At 50.2% G+C, this 26,748-nt stretch carries 21 protein-coding genes, 10 tRNA genes and 1 pseudogene; 6 read left to right on the forward strand and 26 right to left on the reverse strand.

Annotated features, from left to right (window positions below):
- Positions 1 to 24 precede the first annotated feature (24 nt).
- The 4 genes and pseudogenes from D2E26_RS03100 to thrS form a co-directional block, all read right to left on the reverse strand.
- Positions 25 to 1,242 (reverse strand): glycosyltransferase family 4 protein, encoded by a 1,218-nt coding sequence (locus D2E26_RS03100; RefSeq protein WP_125963200.1) that lies wholly within the window; start codon positions 1,240 to 1,242, stop codon positions 25 to 27.
- Positions 1,243 to 1,312: 70 nt separating this feature from the next.
- Entirely contained in the window at positions 1,313 to 2,317 is a 1,005-nt protein-coding gene (locus D2E26_RS03105) for a phosphatidylinositol mannoside acyltransferase (protein WP_125963201.1), read from the reverse strand.
- A 119-nt stretch (positions 2,318 to 2,436) separates the two neighbouring features.
- Positions 2,437 to 3,057: pseudogene (locus tag D2E26_RS03110) on the reverse strand (CDP-alcohol phosphatidyltransferase family protein); the annotation flags it as partial.
- A gap of 185 nt (positions 3,058 to 3,242) precedes the next feature.
- The gene (gene thrS / locus D2E26_RS03115; protein ID WP_125963203.1) at positions 3,243 to 5,291 is read right to left on the reverse strand and encodes a threonine--tRNA ligase; all 2,049 of its coding nucleotides are present in this window, start codon (positions 5,289 to 5,291) and stop codon (positions 3,243 to 3,245) included.
- A gap of 307 nt (positions 5,292 to 5,598) precedes the next feature.
- Between thrS and D2E26_RS03120 the strand changes: the two genes are divergently transcribed.
- Positions 5,599 to 6,894, forward strand: a complete 1,296-nt coding sequence (locus tag D2E26_RS03120; protein ID WP_125963204.1) for a hypothetical protein — start codon at positions 5,599 to 5,601, stop codon at positions 6,892 to 6,894.
- A 233-nt stretch (positions 6,895 to 7,127) separates the two neighbouring features.
- Here D2E26_RS03120 and D2E26_RS03125 read toward each other — a convergent pair whose 3' ends face one another.
- From D2E26_RS03125 to D2E26_RS03180, 12 genes are all read right to left on the reverse strand, one after another.
- Positions 7,128 to 7,412, reverse strand: a complete 285-nt coding sequence (locus tag D2E26_RS03125) for a hypothetical protein (RefSeq protein ID WP_125963205.1) — start codon at positions 7,410 to 7,412, stop codon at positions 7,128 to 7,130.
- Positions 7,413 to 7,837: 425 nt separating this feature from the next.
- Positions 7,838 to 8,908 (reverse strand): leucine-rich repeat domain-containing protein, encoded by a 1,071-nt coding sequence (locus D2E26_RS03130; RefSeq protein WP_125963206.1) that lies wholly within the window; start codon positions 8,906 to 8,908, stop codon positions 7,838 to 7,840.
- Positions 8,909 to 9,246: 338 nt separating this feature from the next.
- Positions 9,247 to 9,322, reverse strand: a tRNA-Gly gene (locus tag D2E26_RS03135).
- A 25-nt stretch (positions 9,323 to 9,347) separates the two neighbouring features.
- A tRNA-Val gene (locus D2E26_RS03140) sits at positions 9,348 to 9,419 on the reverse strand.
- A 49-nt stretch (positions 9,420 to 9,468) separates the two neighbouring features.
- A tRNA-Gly gene (locus tag D2E26_RS03145) sits at positions 9,469 to 9,541 on the reverse strand.
- A gap of 23 nt (positions 9,542 to 9,564) precedes the next feature.
- Positions 9,565 to 9,637 (reverse strand) — tRNA-Val (locus D2E26_RS03150).
- A 33-nt stretch (positions 9,638 to 9,670) separates the two neighbouring features.
- Positions 9,671 to 9,742 (reverse strand) — tRNA-Val (locus D2E26_RS03155).
- 50 nt (positions 9,743 to 9,792) lie between these two features.
- Positions 9,793 to 9,868: transfer RNA gene (locus D2E26_RS03160), tRNA-Gly, on the reverse strand.
- Positions 9,869 to 9,888: 20 nt separating this feature from the next.
- A tRNA-Val gene (locus tag D2E26_RS03165) sits at positions 9,889 to 9,961 on the reverse strand.
- 47 nt (positions 9,962 to 10,008) lie between these two features.
- Positions 10,009 to 10,080: transfer RNA gene (locus tag D2E26_RS03170), tRNA-Val, on the reverse strand.
- A 24-nt stretch (positions 10,081 to 10,104) separates the two neighbouring features.
- Positions 10,105 to 10,175: transfer RNA gene (locus tag D2E26_RS03175), tRNA-Cys, on the reverse strand.
- A gap of 30 nt (positions 10,176 to 10,205) precedes the next feature.
- A tRNA-Gly gene (locus D2E26_RS03180) sits at positions 10,206 to 10,278 on the reverse strand.
- 336 nt (positions 10,279 to 10,614) lie between these two features.
- Between D2E26_RS03180 and D2E26_RS03185 the strand changes: the two genes are divergently transcribed.
- Positions 10,615 to 11,430 carry a PAC2 family protein gene (locus D2E26_RS03185; RefSeq protein ID WP_164515863.1) on the forward strand — a complete coding sequence of 272 codons (816 nt, stop codon included), beginning with the start codon at positions 10,615 to 10,617 and terminating at the stop codon, positions 11,428 to 11,430.
- Positions 11,431 to 11,538: 108 nt separating this feature from the next.
- On the opposite strand, the gene D2E26_RS03190 is transcribed toward D2E26_RS03185, so the two are convergent.
- Positions 11,539 to 12,426, reverse strand: coding sequence for an undecaprenyl-diphosphate phosphatase (locus D2E26_RS03190; RefSeq protein ID WP_125963208.1), 888 nt, complete (start codon positions 12,424 to 12,426; stop codon positions 11,539 to 11,541).
- 164 nt (positions 12,427 to 12,590) lie between these two features.
- On the opposite strand from D2E26_RS03190, the gene D2E26_RS03195 reads away from it, so the two are divergent.
- Positions 12,591 to 13,382, forward strand: coding sequence for a fructosamine kinase family protein (locus D2E26_RS03195; RefSeq protein WP_164515839.1), 792 nt, complete (start codon positions 12,591 to 12,593; stop codon positions 13,380 to 13,382).
- 107 nt (positions 13,383 to 13,489) lie between these two features.
- Here the strand turns inward: D2E26_RS03195 and dnaJ are convergent, their stop codons facing one another.
- From dnaJ to codA, 3 genes are all read right to left on the reverse strand, one after another.
- Complete coding sequence (dnaJ, locus tag D2E26_RS03200) at positions 13,490 to 14,635, reverse strand: molecular chaperone DnaJ (RefSeq protein ID WP_125963210.1); 1,146 nt, start codon at positions 14,633 to 14,635, stop codon at positions 13,490 to 13,492.
- Positions 14,636 to 14,952: 317 nt separating this feature from the next.
- Positions 14,953 to 16,137, reverse strand: coding sequence for a heat-inducible transcriptional repressor HrcA (gene hrcA / locus D2E26_RS03205; protein WP_125963211.1), 1,185 nt, complete (start codon positions 16,135 to 16,137; stop codon positions 14,953 to 14,955).
- 370 nt (positions 16,138 to 16,507) lie between these two features.
- Positions 16,508 to 17,743 (reverse strand): cytosine deaminase, encoded by a 1,236-nt coding sequence (codA, locus tag D2E26_RS03210; protein WP_125963212.1) that lies wholly within the window; start codon positions 17,741 to 17,743, stop codon positions 16,508 to 16,510.
- A gap of 442 nt (positions 17,744 to 18,185) precedes the next feature.
- Here codA and tkt point away from each other — a divergent pair, with 442 nt between their 5' ends.
- From tkt to D2E26_RS07585, 3 genes are all read left to right on the forward strand, one after another.
- Entirely contained in the window at positions 18,186 to 20,282 is a 2,097-nt protein-coding gene (tkt, locus tag D2E26_RS03215) for a transketolase (protein ID WP_125963213.1), read from the forward strand.
- 121 nt (positions 20,283 to 20,403) lie between these two features.
- Positions 20,404 to 21,507 carry a transaldolase gene (gene tal, locus D2E26_RS03220; protein ID WP_125963214.1) on the forward strand — a complete coding sequence of 368 codons (1,104 nt, stop codon included), beginning with the start codon at positions 20,404 to 20,406 and terminating at the stop codon, positions 21,505 to 21,507.
- Between the two features lie 568 nt (positions 21,508 to 22,075).
- The gene (locus tag D2E26_RS07585; protein WP_277599527.1) at positions 22,076 to 22,210 is read left to right on the forward strand and encodes a hypothetical protein; all 135 of its coding nucleotides are present in this window, start codon (positions 22,076 to 22,078) and stop codon (positions 22,208 to 22,210) included.
- A gap of 480 nt (positions 22,211 to 22,690) precedes the next feature.
- Here D2E26_RS07585 and D2E26_RS03225 read toward each other — a convergent pair whose 3' ends face one another.
- The 6 genes from D2E26_RS03225 to D2E26_RS03250 all read right to left on the reverse strand — a co-directional run bounded on the left by D2E26_RS03225 (position 22,691) and on the right by D2E26_RS03250 (position 26,747).
- Positions 22,691 to 23,074, reverse strand: coding sequence for a C4-dicarboxylate ABC transporter (locus D2E26_RS03225; RefSeq protein WP_125963215.1), 384 nt, complete (start codon positions 23,072 to 23,074; stop codon positions 22,691 to 22,693).
- A gap of 128 nt (positions 23,075 to 23,202) precedes the next feature.
- Positions 23,203 to 23,796 carry a MerR family transcriptional regulator gene (locus tag D2E26_RS03230; protein ID WP_125963406.1) on the reverse strand — a complete coding sequence of 198 codons (594 nt, stop codon included), beginning with the start codon at positions 23,794 to 23,796 and terminating at the stop codon, positions 23,203 to 23,205.
- A gap of 266 nt (positions 23,797 to 24,062) precedes the next feature.
- Positions 24,063 to 24,503, reverse strand: coding sequence for an FHA domain-containing protein (locus D2E26_RS03235; RefSeq protein ID WP_125963216.1), 441 nt, complete (start codon positions 24,501 to 24,503; stop codon positions 24,063 to 24,065).
- 5 nt (positions 24,504 to 24,508) lie between these two features.
- Positions 24,509 to 25,414 carry a DUF881 domain-containing protein gene (locus D2E26_RS03240; RefSeq protein ID WP_125963217.1) on the reverse strand — a complete coding sequence of 302 codons (906 nt, stop codon included), beginning with the start codon at positions 25,412 to 25,414 and terminating at the stop codon, positions 24,509 to 24,511.
- A gap of 13 nt (positions 25,415 to 25,427) precedes the next feature.
- Positions 25,428 to 25,760 (reverse strand): small basic family protein, encoded by a 333-nt coding sequence (locus D2E26_RS03245; protein ID WP_125963218.1) that lies wholly within the window; start codon positions 25,758 to 25,760, stop codon positions 25,428 to 25,430.
- Positions 25,761 to 25,763: 3 nt separating this feature from the next.
- On the reverse strand, positions 25,764 to 26,747 hold the full coding sequence (locus D2E26_RS03250; RefSeq protein WP_125963219.1) for a DUF881 domain-containing protein: 984 nt from the start codon (positions 26,745 to 26,747) through the stop codon (positions 25,764 to 25,766).
- Position 26,748: the final 1 nt, after the last annotated feature.

Raw genomic sequence — 26,748 nt, forward strand, 5'->3', positions numbered from 1 at the left:
CAAACATGTTGAGTCTATTGCAGTTTAGCGACAAGACTCTTTTTGGGCGCTTAATGCTTTCGCATAAACGTCAAGAATTTCATCTGTAATCGTGTTCCAATCAAAGGCTCGAGAACGCTCTAAACCGTTGGAAGAGAGCTCATCTTGCTTGGTTGGATCAACGAGTAATTCCAGAATAGCCCGAGCACAGTCATCGGCATTACCATTCTTGAATAACAGCGCATCCTGCCCCTGCTCAGTAACGTCCACAAAGGCATCAAGATTCGACGCCACAATTGGGCATGCAGCAGCCATGGCCTCAGCAAGTACAATGCCGAAGCTTTCGCCACCGGTTTGTGGGGCAACATAGCAGCTCAGCGAACTATAGAACGCAGCTTTATCTTCTTCGCTAATACGTCCTAAGAATTCAAAATGCTGTGCAATGCTGTGTGCTTCATCGTTACCCAGTTTGTTGTCGAGTTCACTGAGCATATGGCGTGCTTCAACTTCGCCATCGCCAGCACACAGGAATCGTGCATGAGGATACTGCTTCAGCACACGTGCTGCAGCGGCGGCGAAAATACGGAAGCCCTTACGTTCCTCACCCATACGACCTAAGAAGCCGATAGTTGGTGCTTGTTCAGTTGCTGCCCAGCGAGGATCAGCCACAGCCTCAGTAAACAGACTGCGATCGATACCATTAGGAATCGTATAGCGCGGAATCTGTCCTGGCAGATAGTGATCTGCCGTACGCTGTGCTGCTGGCGAGACGAAAATAGCTTCGCTAATTGGCGCCAAGCAGTTATGCAGATAATGCTCAAACATGCGCAGCGCACGAGGATACGGCTCAATAGATGCATGGAATGTAGCGACCAAAGCAGGTGCATCTTTCATCAGCACTGGCTTATGCGAAAGCGATGGTGCTTCTGGCTCGTGCACATGCACGATATCGAAATGGCCTTGGCGCACCCAACGACGCGTCTCATGGCCAGCACCTAAAAAGTAGCTCAAATGTGCCCACGATCCGTTGTATGGAATCGCAAACGAAGAATTCGTCGTCTGCACCCACAACGGCATATCATTCGTACGCCTACCTGGTGCAAACACCGAGACCTGATGACCACGTGCCATCAGTTGTTCAGCAAAATCGCGAATATGGTTCTGCACACCGCCCGGTGTCTCAAACGAATACGGGCACACAATGCCAATGCGCAGTGGTTTTGTAATTGAATGCTGTTCGTCTTCTACAAGTTGGTTATTCATATACGTCAATAAATATTCAAGCAGTTCAAGCAGTTTTCAATCGGTACGGATGGCAGTTTAGCAACCAGCCCTACAAATCCATCGCCTTGCGCAAACGCTGAATATAGTCAGGAACATTGCTTAGGCGCGTCATATCAAGGTCTTCCAAGAAAATTGGCTGCATCATATGCCAATCTGCTGGCGAACGTCGAATCGCTTGACTCCACACATCAACCCATGCCTGCGTTAGCTCATGAATTGCCTGAGCCTTGTCCATCGACGCCAAATCCGCATTCACCTGTACAGGCCCACTGACCTCGAGTACATAACGCCAATGGCTGTGTGCTCGGCGCCGCTCAGCTCCCGAAATTCGTTCGCGATGCATATTGACAACGTACAGTGGCAGTCCTGTTTCCAGCGCAAGCACAGCTGGACCTCGAGCGACGCGAATAACCGATCCGAAGGCTTCAACAAACTCGCCATGACGTCCAAGATCTCGATCAGCCAGCAACGGCACAATACACGACGACTGCTGCAGCTGGTCAGTCAGCTGTTGCGTTACGTGTCCTGATCCCTGCAGCAGAATATGGATGCCAAGCTGCTCACGAATACTCGTAAACACCTGCAGCAGCTGTTCGTTCGACAGCTTCTCAGCCACGGTCACCACAGGTGCAACATGTTCCGAGCCCCACAATCCCGCGTAATCCCAGTTTCCTTGGTGTCCCATGGCAATTGGCGCGCTACTACCCTGTTCTTTACACCACGACGTCAGTTCCTCGAGTCCACTGCCGCAGGCACGTACGCGCGCTTGGAGCTGCTCTTGCGTACGTCCGCCCACAGTCATTGCTTCCGCAAAGTAGCTGAAATACGAACGCATCGCTTGGTGCGAGATCTTACGTAAAGTTGAGCGGTTTATTGTTGATTTCTGCGTACCGCCATCGCTGTTCAGTACGTGTTGAAGATTGCGTTCGAGTTGACGCACAGACGACCCGTGCAGCATCCACGCCACATCGGCAGCACAATTAAAGACAGCATGCACAAGCGATTCAGGTAACCGCTTGGCATGCTGTGCAACCCAGACCATGATTTCGTCCATAGAAGCTATGCCTGAGGTGTTTCTTCGCTATTGCTGTAGTTTTCAATGCGCTGGTGCACACGACCATAAGCATCGGTTCGCGTTAGATGATTCTTCTCATCACCTAAACCATGGGCCACTTCGAGAATGCGCTGCACCACGGTAATCGTGCCCAGAATATCGAGCAGAGCCATCGTAATGACGAGCAGCAAGTTCCAGTGGAAAATACCGGTTAAGCCCATGCCGATCAGAATAATCGTCAAACGATCGGAGCGCGTTGCAACGCCGCCCTTCGCTTCAACACCAAGGCTTTCTGCCTTAGCACGCACATATGGCGTCACGAACGAAGTCATCACGGCATACATTGTGCAGCCCATGCCAACAATCGAGTAAATATCGTTCCTGCTCATATTGGTGACTTGGCTCCACGTGGTCTGCTGCACATAGAAGTAAATAAGCACACCGAGCATAACGCCCCAGTCAGCAACACGGTCCAGCGATGAATCCAAGAATGAGCCGAACTTCGTACCACCCGTCGTCAAGGCAGCTACCGAGCCATCAAGTGAATCAAACACCACAAAAATAGTCAGTACAATAGCGCCTTCAAGCAGCCATCCGGTCAGACCAGTGAGAATACCCACAATCGTCGTACCAACTGCTCCGATGATGGTTACTGCATTTGCAGTAACGCCCAAGCTAACAAGTCCGCGCGCAATAGGATCAATCAGGCGCTTCCAGCCTGGCCTCAACTTCTCTAACATGGGAGCAGTTCCTTCTTCAATTGGGGGTTATATATTCAAGCTGTCGTATGAAAATACAACACTCTCTCTACCCCCAACATAGGCTTAACCCTGCCTAAATATGCAAAATTGGCAGCCAGAGCCGAAAACTCTAACTGCCAATTCTTATGCTATAGCGATTGCTTTAGTGCAATGCCTTAGCCAAATCAGGCTTCCTGCAGATGACCTTCAACGAGTGCGCGGAAATCATCAGCGGAGTTGATCTGTGCACGCTCGTTAATGGCCTTCATAATCCATGCACGAGCATCATCAACTGGAACACCGTTCATCTGGCTACCATCGCGGAAGCGGAAGCTGACGGCGTTGTTGTTCATATCTTCCTCACCAGCGATGAGGATGAATGGAACCTTCGACTTCGATGCGTTACGGATCTTCTTGCCGAAGCGGTCGTCAGACAGATCAACTTCAACGCGGACGAGGTCTTCCTCGAGCGAGTCCATGAACTTCTGCAGATGAGGTGCGAACTCATCAGCAACTGGAACACCCAGAGCCTGAACTGGAGCAAGCCATGCTGGCAGTGCGCCTGCATAGTGCTCGAGCAGGATAGCGAAGAAGCGCTCGATCGAACCGAACAGTGCACGGTGGATCATAACTGGGCGCTGGTGCGTGCCATCCTTTGCGATGTACTCGAGGCCGAAGCGCTCTGGCAAGTTGAAGTCGAGCTGAATCGTCGAAACCTGCCACGTACGACCAATAGCATCGCGTGCCTGCACCGAGATCTTAGGGCCGTAGAATGCAGCTCCACCTGGATCTGCCACGAGTTCGAGGCCAGAGTCCTTAGCCACTTCAGCCAGGGTGTTCGTTGCCTCTTCCCAAATCTCATCGGAACCGACGAACTTGTGCTCATCCTTCGTGGAGAGCTCCAGGTAGAAGTCGTTCAGACCGTAATCCTTGAGGACCTTGAGCACGAACTGCAGCAGGTTCTTGAGCTCGTCCTTCATCTGCTCACGCGTGCAGTAAATGTGGGAATCGTCCTGAGTCAAACCACGCACACGGGTCAAGCCGTGAACCACACCCGACTTCTCGTAACGGTACACAGTACCGAACTCGAACAGACGCAGTGGCAGCTCGCGGTACGAACGCTGACGCGACTTGAAGATCAGGTTGTGCATTGGGCAGTTCATTGGCTTCAGGTAGTAATCGAAGCCCTGCTTAATGATGTTGCCGTCTGCATCCTTCTCTTCATCAAGGTGCATTGCTGGGTACATGCCGTCCTTGTACCACTGCAGGTGGCCGGAGGTCTCGTACAGCTTGCCCTTGGTGATGTGTGGCGTCTGCACGAAGCTGTAGTGGTTACGACGGTGCATATCACGCGAGTAATCCTTCATCGCGTTGATAATTGCAGCACCCTTTGGGTGGAACACAGCCAGACCTGGTCCAATTTCCTCTGGGAAGCTGAACAGATCCATCTCTTGGCCGAGCTTACGGTGATCACGGCGAGCAGCTTCTTCCATGCGCTGCTGGTATGCCTTGAGCTCGTCCTTGTTAGCGAATGCCACACCGTAGATGCGCTGCAGCATTGGGTTGGCCTCAGAGCCCTTCCAGTATGCAGCTGCAGTACGCTCCAGCTTGAAAGCCTTGATGTAGCGCGTGTTTGGCAGGTGTGGGCCACGGCACAGATCAGACCACACAACATTGCCTTCGCGGTCAACGTTGTCGTAGAAGCTCAGTTCCTTGTGGCTAATATCCTGTGCAGCTTCAGTGTCGAGTGCTGCTTCCTTATCCTCGATGAGCTCGAGCTTGTAAGGCTGATCAGCTTCTTCTGCCAGTGCCTCCTGCTCGGTCACAACACGACGCTGGAAACGCTGCGAAGACTTGATAATGCGCTGCATCGTCTTTTCGATCTTCTTCAGATCTTCTGGCGTGAATGGTTCTTCAACGTCGAAGTCGTAGTAGAAGCCGTTTTCGATGACAGGGCCGATGCCAAGCTTGGCATCTGGACGCAGTTCCTGCACAGCCTGTGCCATAACGTGCGTTGCCGAGTGGCGCATAATAGCCAGACCATCTGGGCTATCAAGTGCGATTGATTCGATGACATCACCATCGTGAAGTGGTGTGTAGAGGTCGCGAGGCTCGCCGTTCAAACGGACAGCGATAATGTCCTTGTTATCAGAGAACAGTTCAACGCCCGTCTGGCTTGCTTCCACCTCCTTCACTTCACCATCGATTGTCACGGAGATGCTGTTTTCAGCCATTGGGTGTCCTTTACTATCGGGGCCCGCGGTACAAGGTGCAGGCCTGGACGAATTATTCAACGCATAAGGCTAAAGCTGTGCATTGACATTACTGCCCGTCCTGTGTCTATCTCCAAAATATTTTTCTTCATAAACCGAGTTTGTATAAAGTCAGTACCTGATTTCATATAGATGACCTCATACAGCAGATCATTACTAAACAGACTATCTGCGGGCAATTAAGTTACTTAGTCATTTCCTGGCTAATAAATAATTGAGCTCAAAATATAGATATAATTTTTCTATCTTTTGTAATAAGGGGGTTATTATGGCATCCTCCGATGCAAACAAGCTCAATGATGAACAAATGGCGGAGCTCAAGCGTGATTACTATTACAGCGAATATAAGACAACAGATCTCGTGAAGAAATATGGTTTAGAGATAGCTCCATCCAGACTGTATACTCTGTTCCAGCCCATGGAATTACCCCAAGCTTGCATGGTTTGTGGTTATATTCCCCTCATAGCCAAGTATCCTTCAAGAACAGAATTCAAATGTCTATGCGCAAGCATGGATGCATCCAAAGCATTAACCAGTAATACGTATTGCCCAGAATGCGGCCATAAACCTAACGACACCCTATGTTCATGTAACGCTTGCGAGCAACGATACGAAGCAGAACGAGCTGAACGTCAAAAGCTTAGAGAGCAAAAACGAATTGCCGAAGAACAAGAACGTCAAAAGCAGCTCAATGATGAGCAAGATCGTTTCAATAACAATCTCAGAGCTACCCGAGAAGCATATGTCCCGTCTTCACAATGCTTCACGCTTGACCAAATTGATACCTACGATTTAATAATGTTAGCTTCGTTGTTCGTTAATTTCAGATCTACAACGGATCCGGATCACATCTCCCCTCTTATTCCGCCTGCAAACGAAGATAAGCAACCGGCAACTAAGAAAACGACTCAATACGATTTATCATTCACCGATAAAACATACTGTAGGAGATTAGCTTCTCGACACATTATCTATCCAAGTCCAATTCCAAGTACGCTGGACCTGTTCAGAACAACAAATATAGATAGTAAGGATCCGGAGATATTGTCTCACAAAGTTAATATCTCCGATCCTGTTGAAAACATTATGCCAACTTTGCGTGAAAGAGCTAGCAACCCAGACAATGCGGACGCACTATTACACGCTTGGGAGGACGTACAAAGAGCAGAATTAATTGCCTATTTTGAGCATCGTCTGAAGCAAAAAGATCTTATTCGCAGATCAGGATCTAAAACTGTAGAGGCAATTACTAAAGGACTTAACAATTATAGTGTTGCTGAAATGCATCACATAATATATGGAGCCGTTGAACAAGCAGCAGAACGCCAAGGTAAGGAATCATTGGACAGCGAGCATGCCGCAAATTATGCTGTCTATGTTTTGAATGGTCGAGTAGAGTTTTATATCTCAATACAAAAGGCTATCGATCCTTATAACAGTAGACCATTACATCCAATCCCTAAGGTTGCAAATATCCTTTTTCGTGATTTAACCAACCTGCACGATGATGGATATACCATAGTGAGGTCAAGGGAGAACCTCCTCAAGTACCTCAAGAGCTAGGTGTGGGACTCAAGTCCGTGAAAAGCATAAGGTCTACAAATTGCTTCACACTTCTGGAATTATGAAAACTCCTTAACCCCAAATACAACAGGGTTAAGGAGTTGAATTAAGCATCTCTTCGACTGTTAGTCCTCTCACAGTGAGCGACATTCCTGTTCATGGAGACTAAGAGCCGATCTATGACCATAAAACACTTTGCATTTGCACTACATATATAATGTGTCCTTCAATACTTAACGTAGCTTTTCTAATTTCTTCTCTAATTTAATGCGCTTCTTTTGCAGCAAAGTAAGCTGCAAAGCATGCTGAGCGATGAGCTTGCCAATATCATCTGAACTAGGAAGACTTAGCCTTGCAAGTTCTTGATCGATTTCTGCCTCTCTTCCACTCGATTTCATTTGCTCGATAATTGCCGTGGACTGTGTTATTACATCACTCGAGAGCGGATTACTATCGATTTCTTGCTTCACTTTTGCTAACTCATCATGAAGTTGCTGAGCACTTTGTTTAAAAAACATATTCCCCTCCTCAAATACAGGAATAAAAGATATGTTGGTCAAGATCATCCAAAATACCCATTGCATTGAGTCAAAGAATACGAATTATCTTCATGCTCATTCCCGCTGGGCAACTTAACTGCCAAGAGGAAATACCAATTGGGTTATAGACGATAAGGTATGCAACATTCCCTACAGTGACATGATCTACTACTCAAGTCAGAAGATTACCGTTAATCTCATAATATGACGGAACGGTATTGTCCTTAGCGTCGACAGTATATAAAGACTCAATTATCAAAACGTAAGTTTCCACGAGTATGAATACCTGATGGTGCCCTAGGTGTTTGATATTTTGACTATCTTCTCGACACTCAATGTGAGCCACAAATAATGATTTGGGCGAGAATCTATGTCCTAAAAATCTGTGTGCTAAAACTACCTTTCTACGCTAAACCTTGCTCAGTAAATTGAATTTTTGCTGTATAGAAGGTTTGGTCGTGCAGAAGATAGTGGTACGTTACCGTGCCAGGATACGTATCTGGCGTCAATTCTGAGCCATTCAGTGTGCCGCCTTGGATATTGCTGATTTTCGTAAGATCTAGCTGTGGCGCGATTTCGGTCAGATTCAGACTTCGTTCTGATGCAGGAACGGTATATGTCCGAGCGGAATCATCATCGGAATCAATTTCTAAAGTATGTGGCACAGCGTTGATGTTGATACCGAGAAGTGGGTTGTTATACTCCGAAAGATGCGAATTAGATGGATCATGCGTCCAAACGCTGCTTGGCTGAGGTAGGTCAAGGAACGTCAACTTATTACAAGGTGCAATAAGTGTACGAAGCTTGAGATTCTTTGATACATCAAGCGTTGCTAGGTTATTCACGCCAACGCCAAGACTCTTAAGCTCTGGATTCTTTGTCACATCAATATCGGTAAGCTTGTTATAAAAGGCTTCTAAACCTTGAAGCTTGCTATTCTTCGACATATCTATTGTTGCTATGCCGTTGTAGCTAACATCCAATACTTTCAGCTCTGCATTCTTTGATGTATCTATAGCATTCAGCTTATTTCTCGATACATCAACATATTCAAGCTTTGGATTATGCGATATATCAATGAACTCAAGATTGCACTCATGAATGGTAAGTGATTCGAGTTCCGGATTCTTTGATATATCAACTGTTGTCATATTGCCAGACTCTGCAGTGAGTCGCTTCAGATTAGGAAAATACTCAATTCCTTGCAATGTCGTTGTTCTATAGGGTTCAGTCCAAAACCAAGGTACCGATATCTCATCAAGACTGTACCGTTCCTCTCTGGTGATGACATCATTCTCTTCTTTTTGTAACCTAAACTCTAGGTACCAACGAAGCTGTATATCTGGGAAATGCTGTTCATCAAGCGGTATGGCTTCTTCATCAGCAACAGCGATACTTGTACCAAGCACATATGGCAGCACCATGGTCATAAGAATGGCAAGTGCAGCCACTACCCTCTGTCGTGTTTTTCCCATGATGCTGTACCTCCTGTGCAGGAAACAGAGCTAGGCGCGATATAGGAACATCCATAACCAAGATTTGATTTGGACTACTGCTGTATAGCGACTCTAGGATCCATATCATGCGTTTCTGCTGAGGTAGCCCCAAGAGTGACTCCTCTACGCACATACGGTTATATGGTAGTAAAACACGGTTGATTGAGGTACGACTATTCCACGAAACCGTGCGAGCAATTCCAAAATCTGTATAGTTACGCACAGAATTATGTGGATGAATTTTCAATGAGTTGATTTAACAGAAATAGAAAATAATCTAGATAACAAAAAAAGCTCACCGTTGAAGGTGAGCTAAATGGAGCGGACAACGGGACTCGAACCCGCGGTCTCAACCTTGGCAAGGTTGCGCTTTACCAACTAAGCTATGTCCGCAAATGGAACTGAAACATCAGTTTCGTGGGCGATACAAGATTCGAACTTGTGACCCCTTCCGTGTCAGGGAAGTGCGCTACCTCTGCGCCAACCGCCCAAAAGCGAGAACACAAAACTCAAACGTTATATTCAAGTTTCTGTTCTAGAGCGGACAACGGGACTCGAACCCGCGGTCTCAACCTTGGCAAGGTTGCGCTTTACCAACTAAGCTATGTCCGCAAATTAACCGTCAATCGGTTTCGTGGGTGATATAGGAATCGAACCTATGACCCCTTCCGTGTGAAGGAAGTGCGCTAGCCGCTGCGCCAATCACCCGAATCGGTTTGCTGCATGCCAGGCATGCAATTGTGGGCGATACAAGATTCGAACTTGTGACCCCTTCCGTGTCAGGGAAGTGCGCTACCTCTGCGCCAACCGCCCAAAAGCTTCGAACACAAGAAAACCCAGCCGCTTAGCTGGGTCTCTAGCTCTGGAGCGGACAACGGGACTCGAACCCGCGGTCTCAACCTTGGCAAGGTTGCGCTTTACCAACTAAGCTATGTCCGCATAACCGATATTCCGGTACGTGGGTGATATAGGAATCGAACCTATGACCCCTTCCGTGTGAAGGAAGTGCGCTAGCCGCTGCGCCAATCACCCAAAGAATAAACACTATTCAAATATCAATAACAGTCGAAACTGTTGAGTGGGCGATACAAGATTCGAACTTGTGACCCCTTCCGTGTCAGGGAAGTGCGCTACCTCTGCGCCAACCGCCCGGTTGTAGACTCCAGAGAGTCTAGAGGTGGGTACGAGAGTCGAACTCGTCTATACGGCTTTGCAGGCCGCTGCCTAACCGCTTGGCTAACCCACCGTAAGGTCTGTTAAACTCATCGGACCTTAGAGCGGACAACGGGACTCGAACCCGCGGTCTCAACCTTGGCAAGGTTGCGCTTTACCAACTAAGCTATGTCCGCATGTGTTCTCTGCAGTTCATCACTGCCTGAGCACGAGTCATAACTATAAACACATTCATGTGATTTGCAAACTCGGCGTGTCGCATAGTTACGCCCACATCATACGTAAATAGACACAATAGTCAAATTTAAGCAGTTAGCACATTAGATGTTTTCTATGTGAATAAATTGTGTTCAGCATTGGAGCATGCATTGTACAGCATCAATAACGAGTAGGGGGATGTCTTTGCAAGATATTCATCAATGGTCCGCAGGTGGCGGATAACTGTACGAACTCAATCTTTTAGCGGTAAAGTGATACTTATGTACAGCAAGGGGCCAAAGCCACAAGTAATTATGGTTGCTGCTTTTGATGGCTGGAATGACGCAGACCAGTGTGCAACCGACGTGATCCGACAGCTCGTATCACGCTACCCATCTGTTGAAGTTGGACATATTAATAGGGACGGATACTACGACTACCAGGTATCGCGCCCGATTCAGTGCAGCATACAAGGATTCCGCCGTATCCTTTGGCCACAAACTACGTTCTATGACATTACGATTAGTGATACCCTACAAATTCTTGCGCAGCTCGGCCCAGAACCTAACTACGGCTGGATGGAATACTGCAAAGAGTCACTCCGCATTGCTGAGGAGTTTGAAGTAGGTCAGATTTATACGATGGGTTCAATGTTTGCCGATTGCCCTCATACTCGCCCACTGCCCCTGGAGCTCAGTATCGAAGGTAATGGCTCGGATCAAACTGTTGAATATAGCGGACCTATTGGTATTCCACATGTTTTAGATGCAGCCGCCGATGAAGATGGCTTTGCTACTACGTCGCTTTGGATTTCTGTTCCTAAGTATTTAGGTACGGATCCTTGCCCACAAGGTACGTTGCAGTTAATGCAGACTTTGAGCAAGCTTATTGGTACTGAGCTCGAGCTTGGCGATCTGCCTCGCAAGGCTGAACAGTGGCGTGCTCGTGCATCGGTGCTTATGCACAATAATCCTGATCTTGAGCACTTCGTTGCAGAACTTGAGCATGAATACGATATGGCAGAGAAAGCTAGGTCCATTGCTAACTCGGACTCCCCTGCTGTGCAGCAGCTTGTGAGTGAGGCGGAGGCTTTCTTGCGAGAAATGCCAGATGACGATACTGAGAAATAAATAAAGAAATACAAAAGTAAGCAACAACAAAGGCCGGCAAGGAGCTGAAACTCCTTAACCGGCCTTTTGCGTACCGTAACGTGCGTTAGAAGCGGCTCATAGCTGCTCTCAGGCGTTTCCACCCATTGGCACGCCTTCATAAGGCTGAAGCACGCCGCAAATCAGCAGCAGGGCCACAATAATGGCCAGAGCGATGCGGTAAATAGCGAAAGCCTTGTACGAGAACGTCGAAACGAACTTCAGGAAGCCGATGATGACGAAGTAACCAACGATGAAGGCCACAATAGTAGCGGCGATCGTCGCTCCCCAACCTGGGAACCTCGCGTCGGTCGAAGCGTCGCCCACGGCCTTCACGGCCTCGAGAATACCTGCGCCGAACACAGCTGGAATTGCCATCAGGAAGCTGACGCGCACAGCAGATTCGCGCGAGTAACCCATTGCACGGCCGAACGTGATCGTACCGCCCGAGCGGGAAACACCTGGGATCAGAGCGAGCATCTGGCCGAGACCATAAATAATCGAGTCACGCACGGTCAGATCGTTAATCGTCTTGATCTGGCGCGAACGCTCATCAACGATCCACAGCAGCACACCGAAAGCAAACAGCACTACGACCGTGACCCAGAGGTTACGGAACGTCGTTTCAATAGCGTCCTGGAACAGCAGGCCTGCAATCAGAATCGGGATCGTGCCGATAATGATGTACCAACCCATGCGAGCATCTTTATTCGTAGCGCCCAAACGGTGCTGCCAATCCTTGCCCTCATGGCCGAACAGGCAGCCAAACCAGCCCTTGAGAATATTGATAATGTCGTGGCGGAAATACAGCAGCACAGCAAGCTCAGTGCCGAGCTGAATAATTGCCGTAAATGCAGCGCCTGGATCGCCGCCGATCATTAAATCGCCAACGATTCGCACATGTGCACTCGAAGACACAGGCAAATATTCAGTTAATGCCTGCACAAGGCCGAGCACTATGGCCTGGAAGAAATTCATGGAACCCCAATCATCTTGAATTGATTGCGTATGTGCAATACATTACCGCCGGCCCAGAACGGAAGAGAGCACAATGTGGAAAGTGGTGGAGCGGAGCGACCTCCCCGTAAGTGTCGGGTGGCACCCCAACAATGGAGGCAGCTGACAGAACGAATGGAGGCAGTATGCAGACGTATCGTAAAAGCCGACTGTACAGTCCTAAGGGATTTTTTGAGTGTGAAGGCAAGGGATTGCAGTGGCTTGCTCAGGCCGAAGCCCAGGGTGGCCCTCGCGTGGTGAAGGTGCTCAATTGGGGCGATGATTTCCTGAATATTGAGCGCATTATGACGTGCTCGCCTACGCGCGATGCAGCCTACCGTTTCGGTGCGGCTCTGGCTCATATGCACGACGCTGGCGCTGAGTATTTTGGTTCGGCGCCTGAGGGCTATGACGGTACGTGCTATTTCGGTCCACTGCAGGATCCTGTTCCTATGGCCACCGGTGAGTGGACGGATCCCGCAACATATTATGCTGAGGGCCGTTTGCTGCCAATGGTTGAGCTGGGCATCTCGCGCGGTGAGTTGAACGAGTCTGATCTCGCGCTGACGCACGAGGTTATTGATGCGCTACCTGAGCTGCTGGGCAAGGCTGCTTCCGACAAGCCGGCGCGTGTGCACGGCGATTTGTGGAGCGGCAATGTGCTGTTCACTGATGACTCGGGTCAGGTTGAGGCTGTGTTGATTGATCCTGCCGCTCATGGCGGTCATCGTGAGGAAGATCTGTCGATGCTGAATCTGTTCGGCATGGCCTATCTTGATCAGATTTTCGAGGGCTACGAGTCCGTACACAAGCTCAAGGCTGGTTTCGAGTCTCGTATTACGCTGTGGCAGCTCTACCCTATTGCTGGTCACTGTGTATTCTTTGGCGGCGGTTACGTTGACCAGTACCGTCACATGTGCCGCTCGCTGCTCGCCTGAGTAACGGCACCTGCACGCTTGTTTGTATAACAAAATCGGCCGGTTCCTCTGTTTCGTTGAGGAGCCGGCCGATTCTCGTTATATTTCTTTTTTATTTATGCTCTACTTCAGTTAAAGGCTTCTTTGAGTTTAGAGAAGAAACCCTTCTTAGCTGAGGTTACAGGCTTCGAATTGCAGTCAACCTTCTGGTCGTCGCTGTCGTGCATAGAGCTGAACTGCTCCATGAGGTCGCGTTCCTTATCGTTGAGCTTCGTAGGAATCTCAACGTTAATGTGCACAATCAGATCGCCGCGTTCGCCCTTTTCATTGAGCTTCGTTACACCCAGATCCTTGAGCGTTACAGTTTGCTCTGGCTGACAACCTGCTGGAACTTCAACAGTTTCCTTGCCGTCGAACGTTTCAATATCAATGCTGTGACCAAGCACTGCCCAGCCCATTGGCACGCGGATCCAGCAATGCAGGTTGTCACCTTCGCGCGTGAACTGCTTATCTGGGCGCACGCGAATATCAAGGTACAGATCGCCTGCAGGGCCGCCGCATTCGCCGACTTCACCCTGGTGAGCCAAGCGCAGACGTGCGTTATCGGTAATACCAGCTGGAATCGTAACCGTAATGTCGCGCTTCGTGCGCACACGGCCATGACCGTGGCAAACCGTGCATGGGTTCTTAATAATCGTGCCGTGGCCTTCGCAGGTTGGGCATGGTGCCGACGTCATCATCTGACCAAGCATCGTGCGCACGACCTTCTGCACATAGCCTTGGCCGTTGCAATCAGGGCACGTTACTGGCTGAGACTTATCTTCCGAGCCCGTACCACCGCAGTGCTGGCAAACGCCGAGCGTATCAATAGTGAAGTGTTCATTGCCACCGAACACAGCCGTCTTCAGATCAATTGTGACCGAGTCAAGCGTGTCACGGCCAGGCTGCGTACGAGGTTCTGGGCTAGCACCGGCACCGCCGCCGAATGCGCCACCGAAGAACTGGCTGAAAATGTCGCCCATATCGCCCATACCAGAGAAGCCCTGGCTGTAGCTGGCCTGTGGGTTGTTTGGATCAACGCCGGCATCGTACATGCGGCGCTTTTCTGGATCAGAGAGGACTTCGTAAGCGCTATTGACTTCCTTGAACTTCTCTTCGAACTCAGGGCCTGCAATATCAGGATGATACTGGCGGCTCTTGTGGCGATATGCCTTCTTGATCTCGTCTTCAGTCGCAGTGCGGCTAACACCGAGAATCTCGTAATAGTCAGTCACTCTCTATTCCTTTGGTCGTGGGAGTTGAAGTTGATCATTTGGTCGACTTAACACTTGGTATTGAAAACCTTGATAGTCACACACTCAAGTACCCGTATGCCTACTGTACGCGCACATAGGATTATTGCGTTCATATGAGCTGAGCTGTGGCTTGGCGTCTCGTGCTTAGTAGCGGCATGTGTATTACATAGTTGCTATTCATGTGCATCACACGGTTGCCATTCATGCGCAACACACTGTTACCATTCATATGCATTACATAATTGTTATTCATGCGCATCACACAGCAACCATTCATATGCATCACACAGCAACCATTACTGGTGCTCTTCGCCGAGGAATGCAGTCAAATACCTAGCAACAGTCCAGACAGCTGCCATTGTTGACGCATAGTCCATATGGGTTGGACCAATTGCACCAATGTAAGCAACAGGACTCGTGGTATTCGCATTGCTCAGGTCAAGTGCCATGTGCTGTACTGCACTACCCTGTTCCTTATTTTCATCACTACTATCATCGCTACTATCGTCGCCTGCTGAGCTCGACGATTGCTGAGTAGGTGCTTCAAAATCGGTAAGACCCTGCGACGTTGTGGCCTGGCCATAACCGCTGGAAACCACGGCTGCATGTAACAGTCCAGGAGTTTTTGTTTCTGAACCGATAGCAACGCCAATGCCTTGATCGTTTTGATGCTCATTGAGATCGTCCATTAAACGCATAATGACGAACTGCTCTTCGAGTGCATCAAATAAAGGACCAAGTTCATGAATGCGATCGCTATGAGCCAGTGTTGATGTGCCCGACATGAACAACTCGCTTGCATGTTCTTCATCAGCCATCGTGTCGAGTGCTGAAGCCAAGCGGTTGCTCAGATCCTGCGTCCATGTTGCTAGATCCGTATGGTGAATCGAACGAATCAGACGTGCGCAGTCACGCAAGCTACGGCCTGTTCCAATACGATTCACAATTTGCGAGAACGCGGCAATATCATGCTGCGTTGGCATTTGTGGTGCCTGCAACATATGTTGTGCGACGCGTCCCGTGTCGGTAATCACCACAGCGAGCAACATATTCGTTGAAATAGCGACGAGCTCAACATGGCGTAGCGTCGACTTCGATAGCGATGGCGAAGCCACGACTGCGATTTGGCCAGTAATACGGGCAAGCAAGCGAGCAGCACGCTGCAACGTATCTTGCAGATTGACGGAGCCCTCAAGAAAAGCTTGAATACCCTGGCGCTGAGGCTTGGACAGCGGCACTACGCTCGAAAGTCGATCAACGAAGAAGCGATAGCCCTTTTCGGTTGGGATTCGACCAGCTGAAGTATGAGGCTGAATTAAGTAGCCTTCTTCTTCGAGCACAGCCATATCGTTGCGAATTGTGGCCGAGCTGACGCCAAGGTTATGGCGCTTAGCTAAAGCCGTAGAGCCTACAGGTTCCTGATTGCGAATGTAGTCCTCGACCACTGCGCGTAGTACTGACATGCGCCTGGTCCGTACCATCACTCCCCCTGTTCGTCACTGAGTATTCAGTCAATTGCCGTATTGCAGTCGGTCGTTACATCTCAGCCGACCGTTGTATTTCAGTCGATTGTTGTATTGCTGTCGATTGCTGGTACCAGTCAATTGCTTTATACATAGGTTTAGCACTCAAACACCGAGAGTGCTAATTCTTGCCATACAAGGCGAACACAGAAATCAAAAAGAATATTCCGAAAATAACCACGCGCCAACGTAAGAAAACGCTCGGAATACTCATGTTGAAGTGAGATTCCGAGCGTTTCTTGAAGTACGAACGTTTCAGTGAAGTGCGTGTGTTCCCTGAAGTACGAACGTCCCTTAAAGTAGCTATTCCCGACTGACGGGCGGACGGTCAGAAGTTCGTCGTCATAACTGGAGCCTGCTTGGTGACAATAACCTTGCCGTTGTGCACGCTAAGCAACATTGTGGCGTTCGTATTGAGCACACCATAGAAGTCCTTAGCGTCCATAACTACAAAGCTTGCTGGCTTACCAACTTCAATGCCGTAATGATCGGTGACGTGCATAGCCTTGGCGCCGTTCTCAGTGACGTACTTGTAGGCGTTCTGCAACTGCGTGTAGCCCATTGTCTGAGCGGCGTACACACCCATGCGCACCACATCAATCATGTTGCCTGTACCAAGTGGGCTCCATGGATCGCGCAGATCGTCTTCACCGAACGCAACATTGATACCGTTCTCAGTCAACTCCTTAACGCGAGTCAAACCACGACGCTTTGGATACGTGTCGAAACGACCACCCAAGTGCATGTTGACGAGTGGGTTCGAAACGAAATTAATGCCGCTCATACCGAGCAAACGCATGAGCTTGTAAGCGTATGCATCGTTGTACGAGCCGAATGCGGTCGTGTGGCTGGCCGTGACCTTATCTTTCAGACCCATCTCGAGAGCAAGCGTGGCGAGCACTTCCAAGTGACGGGAGTTTGGATCGTCGATCTCATCGCAGTGCACGTCGACGAGCTTGTCGGAATCGGCAGCAAGCTCCATGAGGAACTGCAGCGAGTCATCACCGTACTGGTTCGTGAACTCAAAGTGAGGAATACCACCAACAACATCAGCACCCTCGGCAATAGCCTGACGCATCAGGTCCTTGCCGTTAGGGAACGACAGAATACCTTCTTGTGGGAAGGCAACAAGCTGCAGCTCCACGAAGTCCTTAACCTCTTCGCGTACTTCGAGTAGCGCATGCAGAGCTGTCAGCGTTGGATCAGTCACATCCACGTGGCTGCGCACGAACTGGATACCGTTCGAAGCCATCAGCTCAAGAGCACGACGAGCACGGTCCTTAACGTCCTGCACAGTCAGCGACTTCTTGCGCTCACTCCAAATGCGAATGCCATCGAACAGTGTGCCGGTTTCATTCCACTCTGGTTCACCTGCTGTCATCGTTGCGTCGAGATGAACGTGTGGATCAACATATGGAGGCAGCATCAAGCCCTGCTTGCCGTCAATAACTTCTTCGCCAATAGCTGGCTCAATATGGTCGCTGATCTCAGCGAACTTGCCATCAGTAATACGGACGTCTTGCAGCGTCTCGTTATTAGCAATATGCACATTGCGAATAAGCATGAGTGTCCCCTACTCCTTACGTATATAGCGAATTACGGTTTTATTGCGAATTACAGTTCGTATGAAGCTCTCTATACAGCTCTGTATATAGCGTACGACGGAATTTGCATATCGCTATCCGGGCACTTTGTTCCAAGAATTGAACAAAAACCAGCGTTTCTTAAACATTTACGAGTCCATTACAACACCCCCATAGGGCAACAAAAACCACAAGAAGACAACAAAATCAAACATCGTTATGTGCAGGTAGCAACCCCTCAATCGCCTATATATGTGGAATTCTTAAGGATTTCAGCCTATGTGTAAGTCTGTTGACATCGTTAGTATGTAAAGGCAATGTCAGGATTGACTAAAAGAACATGGCAAAGATGCACAACTGTGCTGTTGCGCATCTACCACGAGCTTGAAGCCAATCCGGAGTATTGGAAGGAAAGTAGATCCCATGACCGAAAACACCTGGTCTGAACTTGACGAGCGCGCCATTAAGATGGCGAAGGCTCTGTCCGCTGACGCAGTGCAGAAGGCTGGACACGGACATCCTGGTTCGCCTATCTCGCTCGCCCCTATTGCATACACGCTGTACCAGCGCTTCATTAAGCACGATCCAAACGATCCTAACTGGGCTGGTCGCGATCGTTTCATCCTCTCGGGTGGCCACGCTTCGCTGACCCAGTACGTGCAGCTGTACTTCTCTGGTTATGGCCTCACGCTTGACGACATTAAGAACTTCCGTGGCGGCGCTGATACGCGCACGACCGGCCACCCTGAGGTCGGCCTGACGCCAGGTATCGAAATGACGACTGGTCCTCTGGGTCAGGGCCTCGCTTCCTCCGTTGGCTTCGCTTACGGCCAGCGTTTCGAGCGCGGTCTGCTCGATCCAGATGCACCAGAAGGCACCTCGCCATTCGATCACAAGGTGTGGGTCATCTGCGGTGAAGGCGATGTTGAGGAAGGCGTTTCTAGCGAAGCAAGCTCCCTCGCAGGCAACCAGGAACTGGGCAACCTGTTCGTCATCTTCGACGCAAACCACATCCAGATCGAAGGCGACACGAAGATCGCATTCGCTGAAGATGTTCTCGAGCGTTACAAGGCTTACGGCTGGTACACCGACGAGATCAGCTTCATCCAGCCTGATGGTTCCTACAAGGAAGACATCGAAGGCCTGACCAAGGTCCTCGAGAAGGCTGAGAAGGTCACCGACAAGCCTCACTTCATCAAGGTTGATACGCTCATTGCATGGCCAACCCCAGGCAAGACGAACGATCCATCTTCGCACGGTTCCGCACTCGGCGACGAAGCTGTTGCAGGCCTGAAGAAGGCTCTGGGCCTCGATCCAGAGAAGAACTTCCAGATCGACGAAGAAGCTCTTGCAAACGCTCGCCTCGTGGCTCAGCGTGGTCTCGAAGCTCACAAGGAGTGGGACGAGAAGCTCGCTGCTTGGGCTGAGGCAAACCCAGACAAGGCTGCTCTGTACGACCGCATCAAGGCTGGCGATCTGCCAGAGGACTTCGACAAGGCTATCGATGAGCTCGAGGCTACGTTCGAGGCTGGCGCCAAGGTTGCTACGCGTAAGGCTTCCGGCTCCGTGATCAACGCTATTGCTCCAGTCATGCCTGAGCTGTGGGGCGGCTCCGCTGATCTTGGTGGTTCGAACAACACGAACATCAAGGGTGCTAAGTCCTTCGCTCCTGCAAAGTACGCAACGACCCAGTGGCCAGACGTCTCCCCTTACGGCCGTCAGCTCCACTTCGGCGTGCGTGAGTTCGCTGCAGGCTGCATCACCAACGGCATCCTGCTCGGCTCCGACACTCGCCCATTCTCGGGTACGTTCTTCCAGTTCGCTGATTACATGCGTTCTGCTGTGCGTCTTGCTGCTCTTATGCAGATTCCAAACCTCTACGTTTGGACGCACGATTCTGTTGCTCTGGGTGAAGATGGCCCAACGCACCAGCCAATCGAGCACCTCGCAGCATTCCGCGCAATCCCTCAGCTCGAGGTTGTGCGCCCAGCTGATCAGTGGGAGACCGCTGAGGCTTACCGTTACTTCTTCGAGAAGAAGAACACGCTGCCAACCGCTATGATCCTGACCCGCCAGGGTGTCCCAACGCTCGTTGAGACCGCTGAGAAGGCTAAGGAAGGCGTCAAGAAGGGCGCTTACGTGCTGCTCGACTGCGATGGTGAGCCGGACGTGCTGATCATGGCTTCGGGTTCCGAAGTCCAGTGGGCACTCATCGCCGGCAAGAAGCTTGCTGAAGAAGGCATCAAGGCTCGCGTCATCTCCATGGTTTCGATGGAGTGGTTCGAAGAGCAGGATGAGGACTACAAGCAGGCAATCATGCCAGCATCCGTCAAGGCTCGTGTCTCCGTTGAGGCTGGCCTCGCAATGCCTTGGTACAAGTACCTCGGCTCCTACGGCAAGGCTGTCTCCATCGAGCAGTTCGGCCTGCAGGGTGATGGCGCTCAGAACATGATTGATCTGGGCATCACTGCTGAGCACGTTATCGAGGCTGCAAAGGCATCGATCGAATCCACGAAGTGATTCATTTTGGGGTGTGTTCGATTGAACACACCCCTGTTTTGATTCATGAACCAAATTGTTCACACTTGCAAACATAATGTGAGTTGTTGATCCAATTGAGGAATCAAGGAGAAATAAACAAATGACTGAAGCAACTCAGCGCGTCTCCGATAACGGAGTTTCGATTTGGCTGGACGATCTGTCCCGTACGCGTATCGAGTCCGGCAACCTGCAGGAGCTCATCGCTAACGACAACGTTGTTGGCGTGACCACGAACCCTTCGATCTTCCAGAAGGCACTGCACCAGGTTGGTCCATACGATGCTCAGCTCAAGGAGCTCGGCAAGGTTGACGTTGAGACCGCTATTCGCGAGCTGACGACGACCGACGTTCGTAACGCTACCGATATCTTCCGTCCAGTTGCAGAGGCCTCTGACTACGTCAACGGCCGCGTGTCCATCGAGGTGGATCCTCGTCTGGCTCACGAGACCGAGGCAACCGAGAAGCAGGCTGTCGAGCTGTGGGAGAAGGTCAACCGTCCAAACGCTATGATCAAGATCCCTGCAACGCTTGAGGGTCTTCCTGCAATCACCGCAACGCTCGCTAAGGGCATCTCCGTCAACGTGACGCTGATCTTCTCGCTCGAGCGTTACGAGCAGGTCATCGACGCCTTCATCGAGGGCATCGCTCAGGCTGCTGCAAACGGTCACCCACTGGAGCACATCGCATCCGTGGCTTCCTTCTTCGTCTCCCGCGTGGATACCGCTGTGGACAAGAAGCTCGAGGAGCTCGGCACCGATGAGGCTAAGGCTCTCGAGGGCAAGGCTGCAGTTGCAAACGCACGCCTCGCATACGAGCTGTTCCAGAAGAAGTTCGCTGAGGATCCTCGCTGGGCTGATCTGGCTGCTAAGGGTGCTAAGGTTCAGCGTCCACTGTGGGCTTCCACCGGTACGAAGAACCCTGCATACTCCGACACCAAGTACGTTGACGAGCTCGTGGCTCCAGACGTCGTGAACACGATGCCTGAGAAGACCCTGAACGCTCTTGCTGATCACGGCAACGGCGCTGCTTCCATCGAAGGCACCTTCGAGGATGCACACGACGTCATGAACAAGCTCGAGGCTCTGGGCATCGACTTCAAGGCTGTCACCGACAAGCTCGAGGCTGATGGTGTTGCTGCATTCATCAAGTCTTGGGACACCGTGCTGGCTGACGTCCAGGCTGGTATCGACCGCGTTAACGGCTGAGACTACTGAGCTAAAGCTCATAAGCTAATACTGATTAGCTAAAACGTCTGAGGACCATTCACCTATTCAGGTTGAGTGGTCCTCTTTGTATATGTGCTTCTTTGAGGTCCACACGTGCAGTACGCGGTATACGCACGGTACGCGGTATACGCACGGTACGAGGTATACGCCGCACACGATACACGCAGATGACGCTGAAGTGCAGAATGGTCGGATATGCGACATAACTGCACACGAACATTAATTCGTGTGCAGATCTCACAGGTACGCGAGAAATTAGCACGCGAGCTTTGTCTTATGTGCAATATGCTCAGGTACCCGACGATATGGCACGTGAACCTATGCTTCGTGTGCAATATTCACGGGTACCTGATGAAAGTGCACACAAAGCGCGAATCTTGCTTATTTTGACGTCTTCGTGTGCAACTACGTCAGGTACCTGACGGTTCTGCACTTGGAGGTGCCCTTCACGTGCAATATTCACGTGTACCCGATCAAGCTGCATTTTAAGAGGCCAAAATAAGCGTTTACCGTCCTTCAAGTGCAGCTACGTCACACATCCGACGAAATGGCACACGAAGCTATGCTTCAAGTGCAGATTGCACAGGTACCTGGCAAAAATGCACACGAAGCTACCGTTTGTGTGCAATCGCACCAGATTCATGGCGAATCTGCACATAAAGACGAGAAAACACCGTTTTAAGAAGCTTTGTGTGCACTTTGGCCTGATACTTGGCAGGTTTGCACACAAAGCATATGTTCCAGTGCAACTGTGCCAAGTAACTGGTAGGACTGCATACCAACAATCGAAATCATAGGAAATAGCGTCTTTATGTGCCATGTCACCAGATACTTGGTTGGTTGGCACATGAAGGTACCCTTTGCGTGTAACAGAGCCGGTAATGTGGTGGAACGGCACATATAACCTATGCCGTGAATACTGACCTACATAAAGCACTTAACGTTTAAGAGCCTAATGATTAAACAAGTAACGGTTAAGAGCATAATGCTTAAGAACCTAGTGATTAAACAAGTAACGTTTTAGTCTCATATACAAAAGAGGCGCTACCAGATAAGTGGTAACGCCTCAAAAAAACCTTGAGAACGTCAATTCCGAGAGATGCTAGATTCCGAAGAATTAGAGATCGTTAAACTGCAGACTTACAGAACGCCCGAATATGTATTACTTCTTCTTCGCACGGTTCTGGCTGGCGCGGTTGAGCGTCTCGTCGATTTGGCTCATCATGGCGCGCTTAGCTTGTAGATACATCAGGACGAGTTCACCGAAGATCAGCAGCACAGCAATAACAGCGCTAGCAACACCGACCTTGGCATACTTGGCAAGCAATGCAGCTGGCATAGAATCGCGGACACCAAGGAACACGGCATATGGCAAAGCGATCATAACGAGCGTTAGCACGTGTGCACCAACAAGCGTCCAGGTCACTGGCTGCACCGGTTTGTCTTGGTTCGTGAAGTAATGACTACGCAATACGGTGATTGCAATAACTAATAAGCAGCATGCAGCGGCAATAACCCAGAGCACAGCAGGCATCGCATTAGCCATATACGTTCTCCCCTAATTTGTAACAAATAAATCGAGCTGGACTGATCCAAGCTACATGCGGATCAGTCATCAATCACAAACGAATCAGATCCATGTACATCATGCACAATCTAAACAAGATCCAAGCATCACGCCTTAGCAGCAGCACGCTTGCGCTTATCAAAGCGCTGCTGCATACGCTCTGCAGCCATCTCTCCTATTGGATCAAGCATGAGCGTACCCTGTGATGCAGGCTCATCACAGTATTCAGTCAGATCCGTGTAGTCTTCACGTTCAAGCTCGTCATGAATACGATGCCACAGCGCAGTTACTGACAAACCGAACACTGGTTTGCCTTCGCCAAGCAGTGCGGCGATTTGTTCTGGGCTCGTGCATTCGTGCACATACGTGCCATCGCACATAATCGTCGTATGCTCAAGCTGATCCGTTGTTTTATCCATAAGGAACTTCACAGCTTGCGTGACGTTCTGCAAATTAATGCCAACATCGAGTAAACGCTTAGAAACGGCCAAAATAACGACGTCTTTAAACGAATACAGGCGTCGAGACCCAGAGCCGTGTGAAGGCGCCAGAGAAGGCTCTACAATGCCTTGACGCGCCCAATAGTCGAGTTGACGATACGTAATACCAGCTACCTTCGAAGCAACAGTGCCTCGGTAGCCGCGGGGGAATCGTTCGCTATCTGCTGTTTCAAACAGCTCGCCTTGTATAAGGCCACCCATAATTTCAGGTTCGTGAGCTTTCACGGACCTCAAGCCGCGTGCGGCCTGAGTACGCTTCGCACCAGATTTACTTGGTGTGGAACTCTTCTTCGTAGAAACGGAAATAGCAGAATCAGTAAAAGAAGAAGACTTCTGTTGCACACTCGTGCTCGAAGATGACAAAACGATAGCCCTCCTGCGTATCAAAAGACTGCAGTGAGTCAGGAGTCAGGAACCAGATACACTTAAGCCAGCTCACAAGGAGCCAGCTTAAGGAAGAGATTCAATCAGACGCGCGAAACTGCAGAGTTCGTGAAGAAGACGAGACGGAACTTGCCAATCATAATCTCGTCGCCGTTGCGCAGTTCGGCATCTTCAACGCGCTGACGGTTGACGTACGTGCCGTTCAGGCTGCCTGCGTCGATGACGTGGTACTTGCCGTTGACGCGGCGGAACACGGCGTGCATACGAGAAACCGTGGAATCGTCGAGCAGAATGTCGCTCTTTGGATCGCGGCCAACAGTGATCTCGTCTTCGTCAAGCAGGTAACGAGAACCAGAAACGGCTCCACGCGTTGAGAACAACAGTGCTGTGCCATCGGCCAGGCGAGCAATAGTATCGAGATCCTCTTGCGTCAGAGGACGATCTGCTGTTGTGGTCACGGGGAAATTAATGGCAGGCAAACCAATAATCGTGGTCTCGCCTGCGCTAGGAATCGGTTCAGTCATAATAACTATTCTACAATCTTCGCGTACTGATAATCAGTGGTCGGTGCAACCTCGGTGATTTTCACATCATCAGAGGTCTCTATGGACACCTTAGCACCGTATTTGACGGAAAGCTGGGAGCCAACACCGCCGGCCATGTTAACTGCGTTCTGCAAATTCGTTGTATCACCAATTGCTTTGAACACATATGGTGATTTAATGACGATGCCATCGCAGTTCAAGGTGCCGTCTCGCTGTGCGAAATACGTAGACGTAACTACGCGAATATCGTTGACAGCAATGACTTCTGCGCCACTGTTACGCAGCTCCTCAAGCAGCGTGAACAGAATGGCTGGGTCAATGTTTTTCTTGTCACCCTGCGAAATGCGCACAATAACACCCGGGCCTTCTGCTGGCAGTCGACCCGACAAAATGCCGCTTGCAGCCGCGTTTTCTTCCGCGATTCGTTGTGCCTGAGACTGCTTATCGGCAGCCTCCTGCAGCGAACGTAACTGGGAGCTCAGCTGTTCCTTACGATCCTTGAGTCGGTCGACTTGCATATTCGTGTCGGAAATCAGTCGCGTCAGTTCAGACTCCGACATCGTTTCGACGGCCTCGCCTGAGTTATTACTCTGGATCACGTAACCGTAGCCCAACAGCGCACACAGGACGGCGACGAGCGAGCTCGAAATCAGTTTCGTACGCAGCGTGCGCGTTTTCGGCTTCAGATTTGGGATCGCCTTATTAACCGCAGGGAACGCACCGGTTTCAGTCGAATCGTTCTCTCGGTCTTGGGCACGACGCTGAGAAATTTTATGCAGCAGGTCCGGCTGTTCCTGAGTATTTTCCGGATCTGTATTATTTTTGCGCTGCGACTTCGCTTGAGACTGCGACTGAGCGTTGTGCGTTTCGAATTGATGCTGATCTGCCATAGGTTACCGTGCCTCAGCCCTTGAAGATGAATCGGCGGATCGTAGAAACGTTGGAGAAGATTCGAATACCAAGCACAACAATAACTGCTGTGGTCAGCTGTGAGCCGACGCCCAGCTGGTTGCCAAGCAGCACGAGCAGTGTTGCCGTAATAACGTTGGCGAAGAACGAAATAACGAAGACCTTATCAGAGAAGCTGCGTTCGAAGTAGGCTCGTGCGGCGCCAAGCAGGGCGTCAAGTGCTGCAACAACCATAATTGGCAAATATGGTTGCAGACCAATTGGAATGTCTGGGCGCACAAAGACGCCAACAACCACACCAATAATTAAGCCTAGAACTGCTGCCATTCGTTACTCCTCTTTCGCATACACTATAGCGCCTGCACTGGCTGCACTCAGAGTCATTTCACGCTCTTTGCTAATTTGCGGGTGAATACCAGCTTGATCGTAATCTTTGTAAAGCTGAGCGAGGTTCCGCTGCCCCATCCACTCAGCAAGGGCATTGGTATTGCCAATTGCCTGAATCACATAGGGACTCTGCACTGGCGTTGTACCAATCAGAATTGAGCCAGATGCGGCTCGAATAGAAGTCTGTACACCAAGTCGGTTGCCGTTAATGGCAATTGCTTCTGCACCGCCCTGCCACATCAGCGAGACGAGCTGCTGCAGATCAAGATCGGTGATGACCTTAATATGAGCCGAACCATCAGCAGGGGTTTTTGTTCCCGAGTTTGAAGCTTGGAATGGATTAGCAATCGTGAACGTAATACCAGGGCCCTTGACTGGCACCGTGCCAGCAGCCAGATCATCTTTTTGCAGCTGACGCTGCACATCAGTTAAGCCAAGGCTGTTGTTCTGCTGATCAATTTCTGAACGCAGCTTCTCATTCTGCTTGTCGAGCTCGTGAATACTGTCATAGTTCGACTGCAACTGCGAGGCAAGACTTTGACGCACTTCTTTACGCGGATCCGTATTGAGCTGGCGCACAAACTGACATGCCACAAAACCAACAGCAATGCAGATAATGCACACAACAATGCGTGTAGACCAGAAGCGCCAGCCGGTTGCCTTACGCGCACCAAGGCGGGCATCACTATAGAGCGCATCATACGGATGATTAATCAGATCATCAATGAGCTGCATTGAATCGTAATTACGGCGAGCTGATGATCCTGCGGAGCCCGGTCGCCTACTAGCAGTGGGATTCTCGTCCTCACCTACTGGCGGCACATGATGGGATTCAAGTGATTGATAATGTTTCGAGAACACGGCGCGACGACGCGTCGACTGTTTATTTTGTTCGCGTGCATAAGAAGGCGGCTTTTGCCTAGTCAAT

The sequence above is a fragment of the Bifidobacterium dolichotidis genome (assembly GCF_003951975.1).
Classification (GTDB): domain Bacteria; phylum Actinomycetota; class Actinomycetes; order Actinomycetales; family Bifidobacteriaceae; genus Bifidobacterium; species Bifidobacterium dolichotidis.

Coding starts and splice junctions, on each gene's coding strand:
- D2E26_RS03120 (WP_125963204.1), top strand. CDS start 5,599: ATGGCATCCTCCGATGCAAACAAGCTCAATGATGAACAAATGGCGGAG.
- D2E26_RS03185 (WP_164515863.1), top strand. CDS start 10,615: ATGGTTGCTGCTTTTGATGGCTGGAATGACGCAGACCAGTGTGCAACC.
- D2E26_RS03195 (WP_164515839.1), top strand. CDS start 12,591: ATGCAGACGTATCGTAAAAGCCGACTGTACAGTCCTAAGGGATTTTTT.
- D2E26_RS03240 (WP_125963217.1), bottom strand. CDS start 25,414: ATGGCAGATCAGCATCAATTCGAAACGCACAACGCTCAGTCGCAGTCT.
- D2E26_RS03230 (WP_125963406.1), bottom strand. CDS start 23,796: ATGGGTGGCCTTATACAAGGCGAGCTGTTTGAAACAGCAGATAGCGAA.
- D2E26_RS03125 (WP_125963205.1), bottom strand. CDS start 7,412: ATGTTTTTTAAACAAAGTGCTCAGCAACTTCATGATGAGTTAGCAAAA.
- codA (WP_125963212.1), bottom strand. CDS start 17,743: ATGCTTATTCGCAATGTGCATATTGCTAATAACGAGACGCTGCAAGAC.
- tkt (WP_125963213.1), top strand. CDS start 18,186: ATGACCGAAAACACCTGGTCTGAACTTGACGAGCGCGCCATTAAGATG.
- D2E26_RS03105 (WP_125963201.1), bottom strand. CDS start 2,317: ATGGACGAAATCATGGTCTGGGTTGCACAGCATGCCAAGCGGTTACCT.
- tal (WP_125963214.1), top strand. CDS start 20,404: ATGACTGAAGCAACTCAGCGCGTCTCCGATAACGGAGTTTCGATTTGG.
- thrS (WP_125963203.1), bottom strand. CDS start 5,291: ATGGCTGAAAACAGCATCTCCGTGACAATCGATGGTGAAGTGAAGGAG.
- hrcA (WP_125963211.1), bottom strand. CDS start 16,137: ATGGTACGGACCAGGCGCATGTCAGTACTACGCGCAGTGGTCGAGGAC.
- D2E26_RS03245 (WP_125963218.1), bottom strand. CDS start 25,760: ATGGCAGCAGTTCTAGGCTTAATTATTGGTGTGGTTGTTGGCGTCTTT.
- D2E26_RS03130 (WP_125963206.1), bottom strand. CDS start 8,908: ATGGGAAAAACACGACAGAGGGTAGTGGCTGCACTTGCCATTCTTATG.
- D2E26_RS03235 (WP_125963216.1), bottom strand. CDS start 24,503: ATGACTGAACCGATTCCTAGCGCAGGCGAGACCACGATTATTGGTTTG.
- D2E26_RS03190 (WP_125963208.1), bottom strand. CDS start 12,426: ATGAATTTCTTCCAGGCCATAGTGCTCGGCCTTGTGCAGGCATTAACT.
- D2E26_RS03225 (WP_125963215.1), bottom strand. CDS start 23,074: ATGGCTAATGCGATGCCTGCTGTGCTCTGGGTTATTGCCGCTGCATGC.
- D2E26_RS07585 (WP_277599527.1), top strand. CDS start 22,076: ATGGCACACGAAGCTATGCTTCAAGTGCAGATTGCACAGGTACCTGGC.
- D2E26_RS03100 (WP_125963200.1), bottom strand. CDS start 1,242: ATGAATAACCAACTTGTAGAAGACGAACAGCATTCAATTACAAAACCA.